Annotated in this window: 12 protein-coding genes and 3 tRNA genes; 7 read left to right on the top strand and 8 right to left on the bottom strand. The window is 59.6% G+C overall.

Features of this window, described 5'->3' with window-relative positions; all coding sequences use genetic code 11:
- Positions 1 to 19: 19 nt before the first annotated feature.
- The 4 genes from ACR0EZ_RS02860 to lon all read left to right on the top strand — a co-directional run bounded on the left by ACR0EZ_RS02860 (position 20) and on the right by lon (position 5,254).
- Positions 20 to 931, top strand: coding sequence for a nucleoside hydrolase (locus ACR0EZ_RS02860; protein WP_480610573.1), 912 nt, complete (start codon positions 20 to 22; stop codon positions 929 to 931).
- Positions 932 to 994: 63 nt separating this feature from the next.
- Entirely contained in the window at positions 995 to 2,125 is a 1,131-nt protein-coding gene (gene tgt, locus ACR0EZ_RS02865; protein ID WP_480610576.1) for a tRNA guanosine(34) transglycosylase Tgt, read from the top strand.
- A gap of 89 nt (positions 2,126 to 2,214) precedes the next feature.
- Positions 2,215 to 2,622 carry a DUF6636 domain-containing protein gene (locus ACR0EZ_RS02870; RefSeq protein ID WP_480610579.1) on the top strand — a complete coding sequence of 136 codons (408 nt, stop codon included), beginning with the start codon at positions 2,215 to 2,217 and terminating at the stop codon, positions 2,620 to 2,622.
- Between the two features lie 223 nt (positions 2,623 to 2,845).
- On the top strand, positions 2,846 to 5,254 hold the full coding sequence (lon, locus tag ACR0EZ_RS02875) for an endopeptidase La (RefSeq protein ID WP_480610582.1): 2,409 nt from the start codon (positions 2,846 to 2,848) through the stop codon (positions 5,252 to 5,254).
- A gap of 49 nt (positions 5,255 to 5,303) precedes the next feature.
- Here lon and ACR0EZ_RS02880 read toward each other — a convergent pair whose 3' ends face one another.
- From ACR0EZ_RS02880 to ACR0EZ_RS02890, 3 genes are all read right to left on the bottom strand, one after another.
- The gene (locus tag ACR0EZ_RS02880) at positions 5,304 to 6,890 is read right to left on the bottom strand and encodes an APC family permease (protein ID WP_480610585.1); all 1,587 of its coding nucleotides are present in this window, start codon (positions 6,888 to 6,890) and stop codon (positions 5,304 to 5,306) included.
- A gap of 120 nt (positions 6,891 to 7,010) precedes the next feature.
- A tRNA-Val gene (locus ACR0EZ_RS02885) sits at positions 7,011 to 7,085 on the bottom strand.
- Between the two features lie 114 nt (positions 7,086 to 7,199).
- Positions 7,200 to 7,937: a porin gene (locus tag ACR0EZ_RS02890; RefSeq protein ID WP_480610588.1), complete on the bottom strand. Its 738-nt coding sequence runs from the start codon at positions 7,935 to 7,937 to the stop codon at positions 7,200 to 7,202.
- 339 nt (positions 7,938 to 8,276) lie between these two features.
- On the opposite strand from ACR0EZ_RS02890, the gene ACR0EZ_RS02895 reads away from it, so the two are divergent.
- From ACR0EZ_RS02895 to uvrA, 3 genes are all read left to right on the top strand, one after another.
- Positions 8,277 to 8,353 (top strand) — tRNA-Asp (locus ACR0EZ_RS02895).
- Between the two features lie 45 nt (positions 8,354 to 8,398).
- Positions 8,399 to 8,475 (top strand) — tRNA-Asp (locus ACR0EZ_RS02900).
- A 166-nt stretch (positions 8,476 to 8,641) separates the two neighbouring features.
- Complete coding sequence (gene uvrA / locus ACR0EZ_RS02905; RefSeq protein ID WP_480610591.1) at positions 8,642 to 11,500, top strand: excinuclease ABC subunit UvrA; 2,859 nt, start codon at positions 8,642 to 8,644, stop codon at positions 11,498 to 11,500.
- A gap of 15 nt (positions 11,501 to 11,515) precedes the next feature.
- Here uvrA and ACR0EZ_RS02910 read toward each other — a convergent pair whose 3' ends face one another.
- The 5 genes from ACR0EZ_RS02910 to ACR0EZ_RS02930 all read right to left on the bottom strand — a co-directional run bounded on the left by ACR0EZ_RS02910 (position 11,516) and on the right by ACR0EZ_RS02930 (position 16,293).
- Complete coding sequence (locus ACR0EZ_RS02910) at positions 11,516 to 11,902, bottom strand: hypothetical protein (RefSeq protein WP_480610594.1); 387 nt, start codon at positions 11,900 to 11,902, stop codon at positions 11,516 to 11,518.
- Between the two features lie 102 nt (positions 11,903 to 12,004).
- The gene (gene mmsB, locus ACR0EZ_RS02915) at positions 12,005 to 12,877 is read right to left on the bottom strand and encodes a 3-hydroxyisobutyrate dehydrogenase (RefSeq protein WP_480610597.1); all 873 of its coding nucleotides are present in this window, start codon (positions 12,875 to 12,877) and stop codon (positions 12,005 to 12,007) included.
- A 3-nt stretch (positions 12,878 to 12,880) separates the two neighbouring features.
- The gene (locus tag ACR0EZ_RS02920; protein ID WP_480610599.1) at positions 12,881 to 13,921 is read right to left on the bottom strand and encodes an enoyl-CoA hydratase/isomerase family protein; all 1,041 of its coding nucleotides are present in this window, start codon (positions 13,919 to 13,921) and stop codon (positions 12,881 to 12,883) included.
- 7 nt (positions 13,922 to 13,928) lie between these two features.
- The gene (locus tag ACR0EZ_RS02925) at positions 13,929 to 15,071 is read right to left on the bottom strand and encodes an acyl-CoA dehydrogenase family protein (RefSeq protein WP_480610602.1); all 1,143 of its coding nucleotides are present in this window, start codon (positions 15,069 to 15,071) and stop codon (positions 13,929 to 13,931) included.
- A 106-nt stretch (positions 15,072 to 15,177) separates the two neighbouring features.
- A complete protein-coding gene (locus ACR0EZ_RS02930) occupies positions 15,178 to 16,293 on the bottom strand; it encodes a carboxylate-amine ligase (protein WP_480610603.1) in 1,116 nt (371 codons plus the stop codon).
- Between the last annotated feature and the right edge of the window lie 81 nt (positions 16,294 to 16,374).

The following is a 16,374-nucleotide window of genomic DNA, read 5'->3' on the forward strand; positions in this document are numbered from 1 at the left end:
ATTGCGTTATCGGGTTGGGATGAAACTGATTATCGACACAGACCCCGGCATAGACGATGCGATGGCCATTGCCTATGCCGCCGCAGCGCCTGAAATTGAACTGATCGGGCTGACCACCGTTTTTGGCAATACCCATGTCCACCAATCCAGCCGCAACGCCCGGTTTTTGTTGCACAAACTGGGGCTTGACCTGCCGGTTGCCGAGGGCGTTTCCACCGCGCGGGATGCGGAAAGCCACACGCCTTCGGATCACGTCCACGGGCCAGAGGGGTTTGGCGATGTCATCGACATCCCCGAGATTGGTGAGAACCACGCTCTGCCCGCCGCCGCCTTTCTGGTCGAGATGGCGCGCAGGCACAAAGGAGAACTTGTGGTGTGCGCCATCGGGCCGCTGACCAATATCGCAGATGCCATGCGGCTTGATCCGGAGTTTGGGCAAAACCTGAAACGGCTGGTCATCATGGGTGGCGCGGTTTTCAGCCGGGGCAACATTACTGACCACGCCGAGGCGAATATCTATCACGACGTGCAGGCCGCGGACGAGGTTTTCGCGACCCCGCCGGAAACGGTTTTGGTCGGGTTGGATGTCACGCTGAAAACGCTCTACGAGACCGCAGATTTCGAGGCACTTGCCGAACGCTCACCCGATATGGGGGCGTTTCTGCGCGATATTTCCCGGTTCTATCTGAAGTTCTACAAAGACATAGGTGGATTGGAAGGGTGTGGGCTGCACGATTCGACCGCCGTGATCGCCTGCACGCATGCGCACATGTTCGACACGGTTCGCACAGGTCTGAAGGTCATCGCCAGCGGCTATGAGATCGGCGCGACCCGCGCAGATACCTCACGCCCACCGGTAACCGTTTTCCGGGATGTGGACGGGGCCGGGGTGGTGCATCTGTTTACCGAGCGCGTCGCCTCGCTGCCCTGACGGGTTGCAATGGCGGGTCGGATCGGGCAAAGGCTGCCCGGTTCCGCGACCTGAGACGATGACATGACCCAGCAGTTTTCTTTCGAATTGAAGGCCACCGATGGCAAGGCCCGGACCGGCGTGATCCAGACGCCACGGGGCAAGGTGCGTACGCCAGCCTTCATGCCGGTCGGAACGGCGGCGACTGTCAAGGCGATGATGCCGGAAAGCGTGCGGGCCACCGGGGCTGATATCCTGCTGGGCAACACCTATCACCTGATGCTGCGGCCCACGGCCGAGCGGATTGACCGGTTGGGCGGTTTGCACAAGTTCATGAACTGGGACCGGCCCATCCTGACCGATTCCGGCGGGTTTCAGGTCATGTCGCTGGCAGGTCTGCGCAAGCTCACCGAAAAAGGCGTGACGTTTAAATCGCATATCGACGGGTCCAAACACGAATTGACGCCGGAACGGTCGATGGAGATCCAGCGGTTGCTGGGGTCGGACATCGTCATGTGCTTCGACGAATGCCCGGCCTTGCCAGCCGACCGGGACCGCATCGCCGAGTCGATGCGCCTGTCGATGCGATGGGCGGATCGCTCGCGCACGGCATTCGGGGATCGCCCCGGTCATGCCTTGTTTGGCATCATGCAGGGCGGGCTGGAACGTGACCTGCGCGAAGAAAGTGCCGAGGCCCTGAAACAGATCGGCTTCGAAGGCTACGCTATCGGCGGATTGGCGGTGGGCGAGGGGCAGGAGGCCATGTTTGATTGTCTTGACTACGCGCCCGATTTCCTGCCGACCGACAGACCGCGCTACCTGATGGGGGTCGGCAAGCCGGACGATATCGTCGGGGCGGTTGCGCGCGGGGTGGATATGATGGACTGCGTGCTGCCGTCGCGCTCGGGGCGCACAGGACAGGTCTTTACGCGGTTCGGGGTAGTCAACATCAAGAACGCCCGCCACGCCGATGACCCGCGCCCGCTGGACGAGGCGTGTTCGTGCCCCGCATGCTCGAACTACTCACGCGCCTATCTGCATCATGTGTTCCGCGCGAACGAGATGATCTCGGGCATGCTGCTGACCTGGCACAACCTGCATTATTTTCAGGAAATCATGCAGGGCATGCGCGACGCGATTGCGGCGTGCCATTTCGACGACTGGCAGGCGCAATTCCATGCGCAACGCGCGCAAGGGGATATCGAGCCGCTTTGACCCTGACGCGGTGACAATCGGACCGGTTAAAGGTACACTTTAGCCAGTTTCATGAAGTACCGATTGTTTCATTAGCCTTGGGGGTTTTTATGTTCCGTTTCATTCTTTGCGCCGTCATTTTCTGCGCTACACCTGCAATTTCAGATGTCTGGACCTTTGAAACACCCTCCGAGAACATTCAGTGTTCGGTCGGGGAAGGCGCGGTAAACTCGGACATCCAGTGCACCATTATCGAACGATACGGCCCCACTGCGTTGCCACGACCCGCAAATTGCCAGTCCGATTGGGGGCATGATTTCCTGATGTTCAACACGGGCGGGGTTCAGATGCTGTGTCAGCCCCTCAACCGCAATCGCGATGGATTTGATCGCGCCGAATATGGCGTCACAGGACAGTTCGGCGGGTTCACATGCCACTCTTCGACCAAGGGGCTGGAATGCCGGAACCAGGATGGTCATGGTTTCTTTCTGTCCCGCGCGGTTCAACGGGTGTTCTGAGTGTTTTCTGGGCTACCCTGACAATTCGTATCTTAATTTCGGTGGATATGTCGGTTGGACGCCTTGCAGTCCGGAAAACCTCGGGTCATGTTGATTAACGATACATGATGGTAAGGTTGAAAAAGGGCGGTCTCCGCCCCACCTTTATCGTCCAAGACAGGAGATGGCCAAAGGTTGCCTGAATCAGGGACCGGTGCCGTCTTGCCAACGATAAGGATTGAGCATGCAAGAGCCTCTGAATTCCTCATACCCCGTCCTGCCGCTGCGCGACATCGTGGTGTTCCCTCACATGATTGTGCCGCTGTTCGTGGGCCGAGACAAATCGGTACGCGCACTGGAAGAGGTGATGCAGGATGACAAGCAAATTCTGTTGTCCAGCCAGATCGACCCCGGTGTCGATGACCCGGATGAGGACGGTATTTACCGCTCGGGCGTGCTGGCCAATGTGCTGCAGCTGCTGAAACTGCCTGATGGCACCGTCAAGGTGCTGGTCGAAGGGCAGGCGCGGGTGCAGATCACTGAATTCCTTGAAAACGAAGACTTCTTTGAAGCGCGGGCGGAATACCTGACCGAGATTCCCGGCGACGTGACGACGACCGAGGCGCTGCTGCGCACCGTGGCGGATGAGTTCGAGCGCTATGCCAAAGTGCGCAAGAACATCCCCGAAGAAGCCCTGACCGCTGTGGGTGATACCGCCGAGCCAGCGAAACTGGCCGACCTTGTGTCGGGTCATCTGGGCATCGAGGTCGAGCAAAAGCAGGAACTGCTGGAAACCCTCAGCGTCAGCGAGCGGCTCGAGAAGGTATATGGCCTGATGCAGGGCGAAATGTCGGTTCTGCAGGTCGAGAAAAAGATCAAGACCCGCGTCAAATCCCAGATGGAGAAGACCCAGCGCGAGTATTATCTGAATGAGCAGATGAAGGCCATTCAGAAAGAGCTTGGCGATGGTGAGGACGGCAGCAACGAGGTTGCCGAACTGGAAGCCAAGATCAACGAGACCAAGCTGTCGAAAGAGGCGCGCGAAAAGGCCGAAGGCGAGCTGAAAAAGCTGCGCAACATGAGCCCGATGTCGGCTGAGGCCACCGTGGTCCGCAACTATCTGGATTGGATTCTTGCGCTGCCGTGGGGCACCAAGTCCCGCGTCAAAAAGGATCTGGGCCGCGCGCAGGACATTCTGGATGCCGATCACTATGGGCTTGAGAAGGTCAAGGAACGGATCGTCGAATATCTGGCGGTGCAGCAGCGGTCGAAAAAGCTGAAAGGCCCGATCCTGTGCCTTGTTGGCCCTCCGGGTGTGGGTAAGACCTCGCTTGGTAAGTCGGTCGCCAAGGCAACGGGGCGCGAATTCATTCGCATCTCGCTGGGTGGTGTGCGCGACGAATCCGAAATTCGCGGTCACCGGCGGACATATATTGGCTCGATGCCCGGCAAGATCATTCAGGCGTTGAAAAAGGCGAAAACCACGAACCCGCTTATCCTGCTCGACGAGATCGACAAGATGGGTCAGGACTTCCGTGGAGATCCGGCCTCGGCGATGCTGGAAGTGCTGGACCCGGAACAGAACAACACGTTCATGGATCATTATCTTGAGGTCGAATATGACCTGTCCAACGTGATGTTCCTGACCACCTCGAACAGCTATAACATGCCCGGGCCTTTGCTCGACCGGATGGAGATCATCCCGCTGGCGGGCTACACCGAAGAGGAAAAGAGCGAGATCGCCAAGCAGCACCTGATCGAAAAGCAGGTCAAGAACCACGGTCTGAAGGCCAAGGAGTTTGAACTGACCGATGAGGCGCTGCAGAAGATGATCCGCACCTACACGCGTGAGGCGGGTGTGCGGAACCTTGAGCGCGAGATCGCCAAAGTGGCGCGGAAGTCGCTGACCAAGATCATCAAGAAAGAGGCCGAAGCCGTCACGGTGACGCCCGACAATCTGGATGAGTTCCTTGGCGTGCCCAAGTTCCGCTATGGTTTGGCCGAACAGGACGATCAGATCGGTGTTGTAACCGGTCTGGCATGGACGTCCGTGGGTGGCGACCTGCTGCATATCGAGGCGCTGAAACTGCCGGGCAAGGGTCGGATGAAGACCACCGGCAAGCTGGGCGATGTGATGAAGGAATCCATCGACGCGGCCTCGTCTTACGTACGGTCGATCTCACCCCAGATCGGGGTGAAGCCGCCTAAGTTCGACTCGCTGGACATCCACGTGCACGTGCCCGATGGCGCAACGCCCAAGGATGGCCCCTCGGCTGGTCTGGCGATGGTAACGTCGATCGTCTCGGTCCTGACCGGCATTCCGGTGCGCAAGGATATCGCCATGACGGGCGAGGTCTCGCTGCGCGGCAACGCAATGCCGATTGGCGGGTTGAAAGAGAAGCTACTGGCAGCCCTGCGTGGCGGTATCAAGACGGTGCTGATCCCGGAAGAGAACGAAAAGGATCTGGCCGAGATTCCGGACAACGTGAAAGAAGGGCTGGAGATCATTCCGGTCACGCATGTCTCGGAAGTTCTGAAACACGCGCTGGTCCGTGATCCTGAACCAGTCGAATGGGACGAGGCCGCGGAAGAGGCTGCTGCGGCTGCGGCCAAGGCGGCGGAAAGCTCGGGCGCTTCGGCAACGGCGCACTGAACTGGCAAACACGATCAGGAAAGGCGGGGACATCCCCGCCTTTTTGCGTTCAGAACCCGATGACCGGTTTCTTTTCGTCCAGAATTTCTTCCTCGGCTATGTATTTCTGGAATTTCTCTGTGGGCAGGGCGGATCGCACGGCCAAACTGAAAATTACCACTGAAAACAAGACGCAAAGCGCGATGTCCCAACCGAACGGGATTTGTTTCAGCGCGCCGTCCCCAAATTGCCCCAGATAGGATATCAAGCCGATCCCGGCCAGATAGGGGACCAGCCATAGCGCCTCGGTCACGTCCATCTCGTCCAGACGGTTATGGAAGCGGGCCAGCAGCAGGACCATGCCGACGATCAGCGCGATGCCGAGGCGCCAGACCGTGTCCCAACCGCTCCAGTAAACGACCAGCGTTGCGATGGCGAAGGCGGACACTGCGACCAGCCGGACTGCAGGAATGCGAATAGACCGGGGATGGTCCGGCATCAACCGGCGCAGGCACACCACGGCGATGGGACCAACCGCAAAGGACAGTACAATCGCCGCGCCGTTCAGGGCAATGACGGTCGTGAACGGGACCGTCAGCAGGAACAGGATGCCGATCAGGAAATTCAGCGCCAAAGCCCACAAGGGAACGCCAAACGAGGACACCATCATCAGACGTTTCGGCAGAAACCCGTTTTTCGACAGCGCCATGGCGATCCGCGCATTCGAGCCCGTGGACACCAATCCGTTCCCGAAAGGTCCGACCACCGAGCCAATGTTCAGAACGCTCAGGAACCAGACGAAGCCGACGGACATGATCACTCCGTCCAGCGGGCCTTGTCCGCCGAAACTCAGGTTGACCCAGCCGTCTTTCAGCATGCCCGGTTCCAGCGCGCCGATGAATGCGACCTGAAGGCCAAGGTAGATGGCTGCGCACAGTACGATAGACAGAACCAGCGCGGCGGGGATGGCGAATTTCGGGTTCCGCACCTCTCCGGCCATATCGACCACGTGGCGGAAGCCGATGAACGAGAAGATGACCCCTCCGGTCGACACTGCGGCCATGATGCCTTGCAGCCCGTAGGGCGCGAAGCCGTCGGGCTGGGTGAAGTTCTGAACTTCGAACCGGTTGGCGATCAGCAAGATCGACAAAACGACCGGAATCGCAATCTTCGCCCATGTCAGAGCCGCATTTACATGGGTGAAGAACTTGACCCCCAAAGCGTTGACCGCGACGAACAGCAACATGAAGAACAAGGCAACCGCAATGCCCGCTCCGGTCAGATCACCGGTGTCTGCCGTGTGCAGCCACGGGGCATAGGGCGCGAGGTATTTCAGCATCGCCTCAACCTCGATTGGGGCGGTGGTGTTGTACCCGATCCAAGCCGTCCAACCCATCGCCATCGAGACGATATTGCCGTGAGAAAACTGTGGCACGCGCGCGATGCCGCCGGGAATCGGCAACATGGCCGAAATCTCGGCAAAGGTGATGGCCAAGATGAACATGGCCGCCGCGCCGATGATCCAGGACAGAATAGCGGCGGGCCCCGCATGCTGAACGGCCAGAAGCGGCCCGAACAGCCAACCGGACCCGATGATTCCACCGACCGAGATAAATGTAAGCCCCACAAGGCCAATATCTCGTTTCAATCCGGCCACGTCTTCACCCCGTCCGCCATCGCCGATTGATCACACGGCAGTCACAAAAGGATACGCAGGCTAATCGTTTTCTGACAAGCGCTTAGCTTAATCTCGGTGCGACAAGTGACAGGAGGGGAATGGTGGGTGATAACGGATTTGAACCGCTGACATCTTCGATGTGAACGAAGCGCTCTACCACTGAGCTAATCACCCGTGAGGCGGCGTCTTACCGCGAGTTTGATTGCTCTGCAAGGGGCGCAAAGGCAGTTTTCCGGGCGCGGCCCTGCAGAAAAAAGCCCCGAAGCGATGCTCCGGGGCTTTCTGTCATCAAAGGCCGGGCAGACCGGGCAGTTTGTCCAGCACGCCGCGGCGGCCAAAGGTCGTGCCGCGTGTGTTGCCAAAGTTCATCCGGACACCGACGCCGATGTAAGCCTCATTCGAGCTGCCGGATACGATGGGGGACGAGATATGGGCGACACCCAGCAGGCCATAGACCTCGGCATTGTCGCTGGCCGCGTAATTCGCGCCGATGGAAAACAGATCGTAATCCAGAACGCCCAGAACATCGTTCACCAGATCATAGCTGGCGGTGAATTCCCATTTGCCATCCAGGTCGGCAGTGACGGCGAGGCCAAAGATATTGCCGTCGATATCCGAGAAATCGCTTAGCTGCTGTCGGCCGATATAGCCTTCGACTTCGGCGGGACCGGCATCGAAACCGGCTTCCAGACCGTAGAATTCCAGATGGAGGTCGTTGATCGATTCCTGACCATAAAACGCACCGAACGAGGAATTGCCGCCGGTGTGCCAGTTCCCGTGCAGCGTCCAGTTCGTGCCGCTTTCACCAAGGTCCTGAAAGCGATAGCCGCCAACGTCCAGCTGGGTGCTGAAGGCACGGCTGAACGCCAGTTCTCCGGACCCGTTCAGATTGAACACATCCCCAAAGTCGCTGTCGGTGAATGTCGAATACCCCAGGTCCAGATAGCCACCGGTCACTTCGACGGCCTGGGCATGGCTGGCAATCGCAACTGTCGCCAGTGCGCTGTAAACGAACAATTTTTTCAAGGTTCTGCTCCGATTATTTTTGCTTGAGTTACGGTCGTTTTGAGACCTTATGAGCAAGCGCTGCTCTAAATCGAAGTTCCGGGAATGTGTAGTTGCCTGCGGTCAAATCACATGCCTGTTGCCCGCGTGACACATTCTTGGGTTGTGGGGCGCGGGCTGGATTCTTTCCCGCATATATTTTCAAGGCCTTCCAAGCACGCGCCAGTTGTAATCTGCTTTTCGCCCCGAAGCCGTTAAAAAGGAATTTCCCGGTTTTCGGAAAAAACTTCAAAACGCCGCTTGACGATGTCAGGGCGTAGCCATAATACACCCCAACGTTCAGCAATGAACGTGCAGCGGGCGGTTGTAGCTCAGTTGGTTAGAGTACCGGCCTGTCACGCCGGGGGTCGCGGGTTCGAGCCCCGTCAACCGCGCCATCGCTGCAGTCCTTGGTCCAGGATGAAAGGCCACGATATAGATGCGCGGTTGTAGCTCAGTTGGTTAGAGTACCGGCCTGTCACGCCGGGGGTCGCGGGTTCGAGCCCCGTCAACCGCGCCATTTTCTCTCTGAAATAGACAGTGATTTGGATGCAAGGCCGCGTCCTGCGCCATCATGTCAGGAGTTGTCGGCAATAATCCGTTAGTTCACACTTTGTTCTAACTTTTCTGTTGGAGACTCAGCGCCGCTCGCCTATTTCTGAGAGACGTGTTTGTTGGGGGCCAGAATGGCTGAGCTGAAGAATATCGAGGTGCGCGGCGCGCGCGAGCATAACCTCAAAAGCATCGACGTGGATATTCCGCGCGATCAGCTGGTGGTGATCACCGGGCTGTCCGGTTCCGGTAAGTCCTCGTTGGCCTTTGACACGATCTACGCGGAAGGGCAGCGGCGCTATGTCGAAAGCCTGTCGGCCTATGCCCGGCAGTTTCTGGACATGATGGAAAAGCCGGATGTGGACCACATCAGCGGGCTTTCTCCGGCGATTTCGATTGAGCAGAAGACAACCTCAAAAAACCCACGCTCTACGGTCGGGACCGTCACCGAGATTTACGACTATCTGCGCCTGCTGTTCGCCCGTGCTGGAACTCCTTACAGCCCGGTCACCGGCCTGCCCATCGAGGCGCAGCAGGTGCAGGACATGGTCGACCGGATCATGGGAATGGAGGAGGGCACGCGGGGCTATCTGCTGGCCCCCATCGTGCGGGACCGGAAGGGTGAATATAAGAAAGACTTTCTGGAACTGCGAAAGCAGGGGTTCCAGCGTGTGAAGGTCGATGGCGATTTCTACGAATTGGACGAGCCGCCGACGCTGGACAAGAAGTTCCGCCATGACATCGACGTGGTTGTGGACCGTCTGGTCGTACGCGAGGGGATGGAGACACGTCTGGCTGACAGTCTGCGCACTGCATTGGACCTGGCCGATGGCATCGCCATTCTGGAAACTGCCCCACGCGAAGGCGACCCGGAGCGTATCACCTTCAGCGAGAATTTTGCCTGTCCGGTCAGTGGCTTCACGATCCCCGAGATCGAACCGCGTCTGTTTTCGTTCAATGCACCGTTCGGGGCCTGTCCGGATTGCGACGGGTTGGGGGTCGAACTGTTCTTTGACGAACGCCTCGTGGTGCCAGACCAAACACTGAAACTCTACGATGGTGCTTTGGCCCCTTGGCGGAAGGGGAAATCTCCGTACTTCCTGCAGACCATCGAGGCCATAGCGCGGCATTACGAATTCGACAAGAACACGCCTTGGAAAGACCTGCCGAAACACGTGCAGCAAGTGTTCCTGCGTGGTTCGGGCGATGAGGAAATCCAGTTCCGCTATGACGAAGGCGGGCGGGTCTATCAGGTTACGCGTAGCTTCGAAGGCGTGATCCCGAACATGGAACGCCGCTATCGCGAGACCGACAGCGCGTGGATTCGCGAAGAGTTCGAGCGCTATCAGAACAACCGCCCGTGCGGCACCTGTGAAGGGTACCGCCTGCGGCCCGAGGCTTTGGCCGTCAAGATCGCGGGTCTGCATGTCGGGCAGGTAGTCGAAATGTCGATCCGTGAGGCACTGGCCTGGATCGAAGACGCGCCGAACCATCTGAGCGCGCAGAAGAACGAGATCGCCCGCGCCATCCTCAAGGAGATTCGTGAGCGGCTTGGTTTTCTGAATAACGTTGGATTGGAATACCTTACGCTGTCCCGTTCAAGTGGAACGCTTTCCGGCGGAGAAAGCCAGCGCATCCGTTTGGCCAGCCAGATCGGCTCGGGCCTGACCGGGGTTTTGTATGTGCTGGACGAACCTTCGATCGGGTTGCACCAGCGGGACAATGACCGGCTGCTGGGAACGCTCAAGAACCTGCGGGATCAGGGCAATACCGTGATCGTTGTCGAACATGACGAAGAGGCGATCCGAGAGGCGGATTATGTCTTCGATATCGGCCCCGGCGCGGGTGTGCATGGCGGGCAGGTCGTCAGCAAGGGCAAGCCCGCCGATATCGCGGCGGATGCGGCATCGATCACCGGGCAATACCTGTCCGGGACGCGTGAGATTGCGGTGCCGTCAGAACGGCGCAAGGGGAACAAAAAGAAGGTTACTGTGGTCAAGGCGACCGGGAACAACCTGAAGAATGTCACAGTGGATTTCCCGCTGGCGAAGTTTGTGTGCGTGACCGGCGTCTCCGGTGGCGGCAAATCCACGCTGACCATCGAGACGCTGTTCAAAACAGCCTCGATGCGCCTGAACGGCGCGCGCCAGACGCCCGCGCCCTGTGAGACCATTAAGGGGCTGGAGCATCTGGACAAGGTCATCGACATCGACCAGCGGCCCATCGGGCGAACCCCGCGTTCGAATCCAGCGACTTACACCGGGGCCTTCACCCCGATCCGCGACTGGTTCGCCGGTCTGCCCGAAGCCAAGGCGCGGGGCTACAAGCCCGGTCGTTTCAGTTTCAACGTCAAAGGCGGGCGGTGTGAGGCCTGTCAGGGTGACGGGGTCATCAAGATCGAAATGCACTTCCTGCCTGATGTCTACGTGACTTGCGAGACCTGCAAGGGCGCGCGGTACAACCGTGAGACGCTTGAGATCAAGTTCAAGGGCAAGTCCATCGCGGATGTGCTTGATATGACAGTGGAAGACGCGCAGGAGTTCTTCAAAGCCGTTCCCTCGATCCGCGACAAAATGGATGCGCTGGCGCGGGTGGGTCTGGGTTATATCAAGGTGGGCCAGCAGGCTACCACGCTGTCTGGGGGTGAGGCGCAGCGGGTGAAGCTGTCGAAAGAGTTGTCCAAGCGATCAACCGGGCGGACGCTTTACATTCTGGACGAACCGACCACCGGCTTGCATTTCGAAGATGTCCGCAAGCTGTTGGAAGTGCTGCATGAACTGGTCGAACAGGGCAACACGGTTGTCGTGATCGAACACAATCTGGACGTGATCAAAACCGCCGACTGGATCATCGATATCGGACCCGAGGGCGGCGATGGCGGCGGTCAGATCGTGGCCGAAGGCACACCGGAAAAGGTGGCCGACAGCACCGGCAGCCATACCGGGCATTACCTGAAACCCATGCTCAACCCCGAGCGGGTCGCTGCCGAATAGCGGCCCGGTTTCGGCCTAGTACAGGATATCCGCAACGGCACCGATCAGGTTCAGAACCTTTCGCGTTTCGGGGTCGATCCGATACACGTAATCCCCGGCGCGCACGTAGTTGCCGCCCCGGTTCAGGCCATAGCGATACGGATCGTTGATCCAATAGTAGTCCCGATTGATCCGGTCACCCACGCGATACAGGTTCTTGACCTGTCCCGGCGGCACGCACGGAACCGCCTTTTTGGCCAACCCGGGCGGGCAGTGGCCCACCGCCGCCGAGTTATTTGGCGAGACGCGTTCAACCTTGAACGCATTTTTGTTCTTGCCTTTGCTATTCCCGTTTCCGGCAGACGCCGCAAGCGGGCTCAGCGCCAGAAGCGCGATCAAGCTGCTGTGGATCAGGTGTCTCATCGGGGTCCCCATCTGCGTCCGGCCACATGTGCCATGCCCCCCCATACGTAAGAAAGGGGGCACAGACTTCAAGATCGCGCTTGGGCGGGTTCCCGCCTTTGACTAACCCCGCCCGCGTTTTTCGAACCGGGGCAACATGGCCGAAAAATCCTTGCCCATGCCGTCTTCGGCCTCGACAAACTGCTCATACAGGTCCGTCGCGGCCTGACCCAAGGGCGTATCGGCATCCGCGCTGTCAGCGGCCTGCTGGCTAAGGCGCAGGTCTTTCAGCATCAGTTCCGCCGCAAAGCCCGGCTGATAATCATTGTCCGCCGGGCTGCTGGGCCCGACACCGGGGGCAGGGCAATAGGCGTTCATGGTCCAGCTATAGCCCGAGGACGTGCTGACCACGTCGAACATCTTTTGCCGGTCCAGACCCAGCTTATCGGCCAGTGCGAACGCCTCGCACGTGGCGATCATGGTGACGCCGAGGATCATGTTGTTGCAAATCTTCGCCGCCTGACCCGCGCCAGCCTCACCACAGTGAACCGCCTTTTGACCCATGATGTCGAACAGGGGCGCGGCCTTGGCGAAGGCGTCCGGGGACCCGCCTGCCATGAAGGTCAGCGTGCCCGCAGACGCGCCGCCAATGCCGCCAGATACCGGAGCGTCCACGGACAGCAAACCGGCAGCCCCCGCCTGATCTGCTACGGCGCGCGCGCTGTCGACATCCACGGTCGAGCAGTCGACCAGGGCTGCGCCCTGTTGCATATGCGGGATGATCTGGTCAGCAACCGCGCGCAGGATGGCACCGTTGGGCAGCATGGTGATAACGATATCGGCCCCGGAAACAGCCTCGGTCGCGGTTGCAGCCTTGGTTACCCCGTCAACGGCCACGTCTGCCGTATCGAACCCGGTGACCTGATGGCCGGCCTTTGCAAGGTTGGCCGCCATCGGCGCGCCCATGTTTCCCAGCCCGATGAAACCGATTTGCATGCGTCAATCCTCCTTAAATGTCAGTGCGTCCGCGCCAAGCGGTTCAAGCATTTTGGAAACAGCCGCCGCCGGTACGCTCATATCGGGGAACTGCCAGTTCGGGTTGCGGTCCTTGTCGATGATCTGCGCCCGGATGCCTTCCAGAATGTCGCTATGCTCCATCGCGCGAAAGGTGTATCTGTATTCCATCCCAAGCGCCTTGCGCATCGTCAGGGACGGGCCACGCAGGCGGCGCAGCATCTCGACCGTGCAGGCCATCGACAGGGGTGAATTTTTTTTCAGCGCGCCGAGTGTTCTTTCCGAAAGCGCCCCCGAGGCATTGCGCAGGTTGCTCAGGATATCGCCCAACGTTTCCTCATCGAACAGCCTGTCGATATCCGGCTGTATGGCCTCCAGTTCTCCGCCCGGTGGCGTTTGGGAGTGGCCGGGCAAGAGCGTCGCATCGCCCGAGGCTTCGAGCATTTCGATCAGGTCGGGCCATTGTGCCTGCGGGATGAAATGATCGGCAAACCCCGCGTAAACCGCGTCTGCCGGTCCCATCCGGTGCCCGGTTGTGCCCAGAAACTCGCCCAACCGCCCCGGAGCCTTGGCAAGGATCAACGTACCACCAACATCCGGCACCAGCCCGATCCCGCATTCCGGCATCGCTATTTTCGAGGTTTCGCCAACGATGCGGTGCGATCCGTGGCACCCGACGCCGACGCCGCCGCCCATGGTGAACCCCTGCAGGAAACTGACCACCGGTTTGGGGTATTCAAAGATCAGCGCATTCAGCCGGTATTCATCGCGCCAGAAGGTCTGGCCATAGGTGAAATTACCCTTTGTACCCGAGGCATAAAGATCGGCGATATCTCCACCGGCACAAAAGGCCTTGTCGCCCTCGGCATCGAGAATGATCAGGTCCACCGCATCGTCTTCGCGCCAGTTCCGCAGTGCCGTTTCAATGGCAAGGCACATATCGTAGGTCAGCGCATTCAGCGCAGCGGGGCGGGTCAGGGTGATGCGCCCGGCGCGGCCGGTGGTGCGGATGTCGATGTCGGGCATGGTGTCCTCAGTTCCGGGCAACCAACTGGCGCGCAACGATCACGCGCATGATTTCGTTAGTGCCTTCCAATATCTGATGCACGCGCAGATCCCGCACAAGCTTTTCGATCCCGTAATCTGCCAGATAGCCGTAACCGCCATGCAGTTGCAGGCACTGGTCGACGACTTTCGACCCGGTCTCGGTCACGAATTTCTTGGCCATGGCGCAGAACTTGGTGGCATCCGGCGCGCCCTGATCCAGTTTCCACGCTGCCTGACGCAAGAAAGTACGGGCGGCCTGCAGTTCAATTTCCATATCGGCCAGCCGGAACTGCAGCGCCTGGAACTGGTCGATGGATTGCCCAAAGGCCTTGCGCTCGGACATGTATTGCAGCGTCATGTCCAGCCCCGCCTGCGCCGCGCCCAGCGAGCACGAGGCGATGTTCAGCCGACCGCCATCCAGCCCCATCATGGCGTATTTGAACCCGTCGCCCTCGGTCCCGACCAGATTGCCCGAGGGGATTTTGCAATCGTCGAACTGAACCTGCGCGGTCGGCTGGCTTTGCCAGCCCATCTTCTTTTCCAGCGCTCCGAAGCTGAGGCCCGGCGTGCCGTCCTCGACATAAACGGTAGAGATGCCCTTTGGTCCGTCCTGACCGGTGCGCACCATGCAGACATAAGCGTCGGAATACCCGCCGCCCGAGATAAAGGCCTTGGTTCCGTTCAGCGTATATCCTTCGTTCGTCCGTTCAGCGCGGGTTTTCAGCGCCGCCGCGTCCGAGCCCGACCCGGGTTCGGTCAGGCAATAGCTGAGCACCGTGTTCAGCGACAGAACGTCCGGCATGATGCGGGATTTCAAGTCGTCGCTGGCGAAGCTGTCCAGCATCTTGGCGCACATGTTGTGGATCGACAAAAACGCCGCGACCGAGGGGCAGGCCATCGACAAAGCCTCGAACACCAATGTCGCGTCCAGACGGCCCAGACCGGACCCGCCGCCGTCTTCTGAAACGTACAGACCGCCGAACCCCAGCTCTCCGACCTTGGGCCACAGGTCTTTGGGGATGGTGCCCTCGGCCTCCCACTGGCGGGCGAATGGGGCGATGTTTTCCTGCCCAAACGCATAGGCCATATCAAAGATGGCTGTCTGTTCCTCGCTCAGCGCGAAATCCATGGCGCTCCCTCCCGTCGAGATCGAATTGAACGGTTGTTTAATTCCCAATCGTTACAGAAATTTTGCAAGCGCTGCAATGACAGGAACGGGCCGGGACAGGGCGACGCTACAGATCGGCGTGGAATTCCTCGATCAGATGGCGCACGACGGCCTGACCCGGGTCTTCGCCCTTGGCGACCGCTTCGGCATGGACGCGACGCTGGCGCGTGGCCGAGGTTCCGGTTTCGGCGACCTGACGCAAGCGGGCGATTTCGGTCATTGTGCCCAGGGCTTCGGTGTCTTCGGCCAGCATGCCCATCAATTCGCCCATCAGTTCGGGCATGGGTTTGATGGACCGGTCGCCGAAATCGATCAGCCCTTCGCCCACGCCATAACGCTGCGCGCGCCAGCGGTTTTCGCCGATCAGGAACCGGTCATATTGACGCCAGCGCAGGTTACGGTCCTTCAGGCGGCACAGCATCCGGGTCAGCGCCTGCGCCAAAGCGGCCAGCGACAGGGTGTGTTCCAGCCGGGGCTGCACATCCATGATCCGCGTCTCGAGCGTCGGGAACCGGTGCGAAGGGCGCAGGTCCCACCAGATTTTGGACGTATCCTCGATCACACCAAGTTCGACCAGCACGCCGGTGGTGCGCTCGTATTCTGTCCAGCTGTTGAAATCCGGGGGCAATCCAGTGCGCGGCAAATTGTCAAACACGGTCAGGCGGTACGAGGACAGCCCGGTATCTTCGCCGTTCCAATAGGGCGAGGATGTGGACAGGGCCAGAAGATGCGGAAGGAAGTAACAAAGCTGCGGCATCAGATCCGCCCGCAGCGCCGGGTCTTCTACGCCGACATGCACATGCATCCCGCAAATCAGCATCCGCCGTGCGACGCCACCCAGCGCATGTTGCAGCGCGTCATAGCGTTCCTTACGAGTGTGGTGCTGATCCTTCCAGTTGGCAAACGGGTGGCATGACACCGCGATGGGGCTCAGGTTGTATTCCGCCGCGCGTTTGGACACGCACGAGCGCAGGCGTTTCAGATCCTCCCGCGCGCTTTTGATTGTGGTGTGGGGGCGGGTGCCGACCTCGATTTGGCACTGCAGGAATTCGGGGCTGACCTGCCCTTCGAAATCGGCCTGGCAGGCCTCCATCAGCGCGTCCGGTGCCTGCGTCAGATGCAGGCTGTCGCGGTCGACCAGCAGATACTCTTCTTCGATGCCAAGCGTGAATTCCTTCTGCATTGGCGGGCCTCCCAATCCTTTATCGGACCAGTGAATACGGAAACCGGCCTTTTGCCAAGGGTTTGCGGTTCTGCCGCTTGC

The organism is Ruegeria sp. AK4, from assembly GCF_056541025.1.